Annotated in this window: 2 protein-coding genes and 1 pseudogene; 2 read left to right on the top strand and 1 reads right to left on the bottom strand. The window is 71.0% G+C overall.

Annotated features, from left to right (window positions below; translation table 11 throughout):
* Positions 1-99: 99 nt before the first annotated feature.
* Positions 100-1698, top strand: coding sequence for an acyl--CoA ligase family protein (locus N864_RS20400; RefSeq protein WP_034721718.1), 1599 nt, complete (start codon positions 100-102; stop codon positions 1696-1698).
* A 38-nt stretch (positions 1699-1736) separates the two neighbouring features.
* On the opposite strand, the pseudogene N864_RS26165 reads toward N864_RS20400, so the two are convergent.
* Positions 1737-3137, bottom strand: a pseudogene (locus N864_RS26165) (wax ester/triacylglycerol synthase family O-acyltransferase); the annotation flags it as partial.
* A gap of 159 nt (positions 3138-3296) precedes the next feature.
* Here N864_RS26165 and N864_RS24860 point away from each other — a divergent pair.
* Positions 3297-3481 (top strand): hypothetical protein (locus N864_RS24860; protein ID WP_155893036.1); only part of this gene is annotated, 185 nt, incomplete at its 3' end.

Genomic DNA, 3481 nt, shown 5'->3' with positions numbered 1-3481 from the left:
TGCCCGACTCATAATCCGTCGGTCCAGGGTTCAAGCCCCTGCTGCCCCACGAGCAGTTCCTGCGGCCCCACTGCCGAGCGACGTTGAAGGAGCAGCACCATGTCCGGGTTCACCTTCGCGACGCTCACGCCCACGGCGTTCCTGGACCGAGCCGCGGTCTCCTTCGCGGAGCGCACAGCGGTCGTCGACGGAGATGTCCGGCTCACCTACACGCAGCTGGCCGAGCGATGTGACCGGCTCGTGTCCGCGTTGACCTCGGCCGGCGTCCAGCCAGGTGACCGGGTCGCCTCCCTCTGCACCAACAGCCACCTCCAGCTCGAGCTGCATCATGGCGTCCCGCTGCGCGGCGCCGTCCTCGTGCCGATGAACATCCGGTTGGCCGCCGAAGAGATGATCTACATCCTGGAGCACTCGGGAGCGTCCCTCCTCGTGGCCACTCGGGAGTTCGCGGACCGGGCCAGCGAGGTGGCCGCGAGCGTCGGGATCCCGCTGGTGCTCGAGGACGCCGCCAGCGCCGGAGCCGGGAGCGGCGTCCAGGACTACGAGACCTGGCTTGCCGACGCGGACGACGCCCGCCCGACCAGGGATCGCGTCCAGGTCGACGAGCGCAGCATGATCTCGATCAACTACACCTCCGGCACGACAGGCCGCCCCAAGGGGGTCATGGCCCACCATCGAGGCGCCTACCTGGGCGCCCTCGCAATGGCGTACCACGCGCGGCTCGGCACCGGGTCGACGTACCTCTGGACCTTGCCGATGTTCCACTGCAATGGCTGGTGCTTCACCTGGGCGGTCTTCGCTGCCGGCGGGACCAACCTCTGCCTACGGGCGGTGGACCCCGACGCGATCTGGACGATGCTCCGGGAGCAGGACGTCACGCACTTCTGCGGGGCGCCGACGGTGCTCACGATGATCGCGGAGGCACCGGGGGCGGCCCGGCTCCGCGACCGGGTGCAGGTCTTCGTGGGCGGTGCCCCGCCCTCGCCGGCGCTGCTGGCCCGGGTGGACCGGCTCGGCCTGGACGTCACGCACCTCTACGGCCTCACCGAGACCTTCGGGCCGTCGGTCGTCAACGAGTGGCAACCGGAGTGGGACGACCGGCCGGACGAGATGGTGGTGCGCCTGCGGGCTCGGCAGGGCATCGGCAACATCGCCAGCCAGCCGCTGCGGGTGCTCGACGCTGAGGGCCACGACGTGCCCGCCGACGGCACGACCATCGGCGAGATTGCGGCATCGGGCAACCTCGTGATGCTCGGCTACTACAACGACGAGGCGGCCACCCAAGCGGTCACCCGCAGCGGGTGCTTCCTGACCGGCGACCTGGGCGTGATGGACGCGGACGGCTACGTCGAGCTGCGCGACCGCAGCAAGGACATCATCGTCAGCGGCGGTGAGAACGTCGCCTCGGTCGAGGTCGAGCAGGTGCTCGACTCCCACCCGGCGGTGGTCGAGTGCGCCGTGGTGAGCATGCCGGACGAGAAGTGGGGCGAGGTGGTCGTCGCGTACGTGACGCTTCGGGCGAGTTGCGAGGCGACCGCGGAGGACCTCGACGCGCACGTGCGCCGGCACCTGGCCGGCTACAAGGTGCCGCGCCGGATCTTCTTCACCGATCTGCCCAAGACGTCGACGGGCAAGATCCAGAAGAACGTCCTGCGCCGGTGGGCGGCCTCCGAGGCACATCCCGCCGAGCCGAACTGACCCGTCGGCGACGCGATCGCGTCCGGAGCGACCAGCTCGGCCACCTCGCGGGCAACCTCCGCGACGAGCCGTTCGAGGTCAGGCAACGCCCTGGCGTCGCCAGTGATGCCGATGGTGAAGCGGCCGGCGTAGGACATCATCGTGGTCGTCGTGCGGACCTCCTGCGCCGTGGGAAGCCAGGGCGCAATCTCGAGGACGCGCCGACCTGCGAAGTAGCGCAGTTCCGACGGGCCGGGCACGTTCGAGGCCACGACGTTCACGCGACCCTGGCCGGCTCGCCCGTAGGCACGGGCACCCTGAAGGAGCAGGGCCGCAGGGAGGTGGTCCGCCATGCGGACGACCGCTTCCGTCGCCTCAGCCACCCGGTCGGCCTTCTGCTGCCGGGTCCGGCTGCGCACCGCCGAGAGCCGGTCTCGGGCGTCGGCGAGGTGCACGGGCAGCTCGACGAACACGGCCGACGCGAGGTTGCCGGGCCGCCACGGCTCTCCGCGTCGCCGTCGCGACACCGGCACGATCGCACGGAGAGCCATGCCCTGCAACGGCTCGCCTCGGCCCAGCAGGAAGCGGCGGTAGCCCCCTGCGGGCACCGCCAGGTACACGTCGTTGACAGTGCAGTCGGCGGCATGCGCGAGGTGCACGACGTCGGTCAGGCTGCCGCCTGTCCACCTCCACGTCCTGTCGCTGCCCAGCGGGCCATTGAGGACGGAGGGCGGCAGGTCCGGTCGGAGCACCTGAGCCAGGCCGAGACGCAGCCGTGCCACCTGCCGTCCCGTCTTCCGGGGCGCGAGGACCGAGTGGACCGCGAACCGGACAGCACGAACCGGAAGCCGCCCCAACCAGCACACGAGGTCGGCGACGAGCGCGAGGCGGGACGGCGGCGGCTGGCTCCCCGCGGCAGCGTGCGACACCACGGGGCGCTCCTCCCAGTGCGAGGACGCGGTCAGCAAGGCCCCGACGACATCGGTGCCGGAACGTCCGTCCACCAGTGCATGGTGTGCCTTGGCCAGCACGGCCCAGCGACCACCAGCGAGTCCGTCGACCTGCCAGAGCTGCCACAGTGGGCGGCTGCGGTCCAGCGGGGGGTGCATGACCTGAGCCACCATGGCACACAGCTGTGCCTCGTCACCCGGTGGCGGAAGGACGCCGTGGTGCACGTGGTCGAGGAGATCGACCTGTGCGTCGACCCAGATGGGCCGGCCCAGGTCCAGAGGCATTCGCATGAGGCGACGCCGGTGGAACGGCATGGTCGCGAGCTGTGCCGCGACGTAGTGCCGGAACGCGTCCGGCGACGGTGGGGGGCCCTCGAGGATCAGGACCGAGCCGACGTGCAGGGGCTGGTTCTCGGTCTCCATGGGCAGGAAGATCGAGTCGAGCGCGCTCAGCCGCTCCCTCTTGCTCACGTCACCAGTCTCGCCCTTTCCGGGCGACGCGAGGCTCATCCGCCTCATGCGTCACAAGTTCCCCGACGCGCCCCCGCGGTCGACACGCCCCACCTATGGTTGACAACAGTTGGGAGAGCGATTCGGCTGCACGAGTCGGGGGCGTCCCAGCTGCCGACACAGTCGACTGCCACTCGACCCAGGGGGGTGTCCTTGCCCATGCAGGACACAGCATCACCGCAGCACGAGCCGCACGTGGTGACCTTCCGCGTCCGGCGCCGCCTCGCCTCGCTGCTCGGCCTCGTCGTGCTGCTCGGGATGCTGCCCTTCCTCGGTGGGAGCGGCAGCGCGCCGCGGGCCCGGGTGGTGCTCGCCGCGGGCCTGCCCGCGGCGGCACCGTCGGC

Source organism: Intrasporangium chromatireducens Q5-1, assembly GCF_000576575.1.
Lineage (GTDB): Bacteria > Actinomycetota > Actinomycetes > Actinomycetales > Dermatophilaceae > Intrasporangium_A > Intrasporangium_A chromatireducens.
The sequence above is the reverse complement of the archived record's forward strand: the minus strand, read 5'-3'. Positions and strand labels throughout refer to the sequence as shown.

Excerpts from the sequence above, each read along its gene's own strand:
- N864_RS20400 (WP_034721718.1), top strand. The coding sequence starts at position 100 with ATGTCCGGGTTCACCTTCGCGACGCTCACGCCCACGGCGTTCCTGGAC.